Source organism: Globicatella sp. HMSC072A10 (assembly GCF_001811625.1).
Lineage (GTDB): Bacteria > Bacillota > Bacilli > Lactobacillales > Aerococcaceae > Globicatella > Globicatella sanguinis.
Map to the genome: position 1 here is coordinate 1 of NZ_KV805652.1, position 1,968 is coordinate 1,968.

Annotated in this window: 3 protein-coding genes; all 3 read left to right on the forward strand. The window is 32.1% G+C overall.

What is annotated here, in order from left to right:
• Positions 1 to 38 precede the first annotated feature (38 nt).
• Positions 39 to 1,037, forward strand: coding sequence for a virulence RhuM family protein (locus HMPREF2811_RS02700; protein WP_071407988.1), 999 nt, complete (start codon positions 39 to 41; stop codon positions 1,035 to 1,037).
• 76 nt (positions 1,038 to 1,113) lie between these two features.
• A complete protein-coding gene (locus tag HMPREF2811_RS02705; protein ID WP_071407989.1) occupies positions 1,114 to 1,488 on the forward strand; it encodes an N-terminal phage integrase SAM-like domain-containing protein in 375 nt (124 codons plus the stop codon).
• A 5-nt stretch (positions 1,489 to 1,493) separates the two neighbouring features.
• On the forward strand, positions 1,494 to 1,968 hold a 475-nt coding region (locus tag HMPREF2811_RS02710; RefSeq protein WP_141749239.1), incomplete at its 3' end, for a site-specific integrase.

Sequence of the window (1,968 nt, forward strand, 5' to 3'; positions counted from 1 at the left end):
AATGACCTTCTAAATATATATTACGAGGAGGTTTAAATGTGGAAGAAACTCAATTTCTTATTTATGAAAAAGACAATAACTCAGTTATCGCCGATGTCATTATTAAAGATGAAACGATATGGATGACACAAAAACAAATGTCTGAATTATTTGAAGTAGGTGTACCAGCAATTTCTAAGCATTTAAAAAATATTTATGATGAAGAGGAATTAGTACGTGAAGCAACTATTTCCAAAATGGAAATAGTTCAAACGGAAGGTAATCGTGCTGTTTCTAGAAGTATTGAATACTATAACTTAGATGCTATTATCTCTGTTGGCTACCGTGTTAACTCTAAACGTGCAACCAACTTTAGGCAATGGGCTACAAGTGTTTTGAAAGAATATATGATAAAAGGTTTCGCCTTGGATGACGTAAGATTAAAACAAGGTTCAAATCTAATAGGCAAAGATTATTTCCAAGAACTATTAGAACGTGTTAGATCTATTCGATCTAGCGAACGTAGAATTTGGCAAAAAATTACCGATATTTTCGCTGAGGTCAGCACTGATTATTCTAGTAATAGCGAAATCACAAAACTTTTCTATTCAAACATTCAAAATAAATTTCATTATGCCATTACTGGCCAAACAGCCGCTGAAATAATTTATAATTCATCAGATAGCACAAAAGAAAATATGGGATTAACGACATGGAAATCTGCTCCTAATGGAAGAATCCTAAAAACTGATGCGCATGTGGCAAAAAACTATTTATCTGAAAAAGAAATAAAGAGTTTAGAGCGAAGTGTATCATCATATTTTGACTACATTGAAGGTTTAATAGAACGAAGAAACACTTTTACGATGCAAGAATTTGCTGACAGTGTTGAGCGATTCTTAACCTTTAATGAGTATAAAATATTAAGTGGACATGGATCCATTTCATCAAAACAAGCTAAACAAAAAACTAGTCTAGAATATGATAAATTCAATAAAACTCAGAAAATATATTCTGATTTTGATAAACAAGTAAATAAAATGTTGAAAGAAAAATAAAAAATCCCACTCCCTCTAACTTGGCGGTCTGAGGAGTGAGATTGAAGAAAATGTTTTTGGTGTTGCACCAAAAAAGATGACCTTTAAAGAAGTATATAAAGCTTGGTTACCAATATATGGATCAACTGTAAAAGAAAGCACATTACAAATTCAAATTAACGTAATTGAAAAAGATATACTGCCCTACTTTGAAAATATGTCTGTCGATAAAATTTCCACGCATTACTGTCAAACTATAACAAATAAATGGCATACGTCATATGTTAAATTTCATAACTTAATAGGCTTAACTCAACGAATTCTAGAGTACGCTGTGACTGTTTTGAAATTAATTAAAGTTAATCCAATGGTTGCTGTAATTCGTCCAAAACGTAAGCGTAAATTGAAGGACAAAGTATACCAAGCACCCTATTATGATGCTGAACAATTAGAGCATTTTTTAGTTGTGTAAAAGCTATGAATAATCCTCAAGAATATATTATGTTTAGAGTGATTGCATACACAGGAATCAGACAAGGTGAAATGTGTGGATTGAGATGGTCTGACTTTGATGAACTTAATGGCACTCTTACAATTAGAAGAACGGTAGCAAGAGGCAGGGACTTTAAAAAGATTATTCAGACACCAAAGACAGTTTCAGGAGAGAGAACTATCCCTCTGGATGATAAAACAATAAAAGATTTAAAAGAATGGCGAAATATTCAACGTGAAGTAATGATTCTTCATGGATACAATACAAATTCACCAGAACAATACATTATTACGAATGAATCTAATGAATTTCAATACGCTGCTCATCCTTATGCGGTATTGAAAAAGATAAGAAAGTCATTCAAAATAGACCCTATTACCGTTCATGGATTAAGACACACACACGTATGTTTAGTACTTGAAGCAGGTGTTTATTGTATTCTAAAAAGGGGCCAAAAAT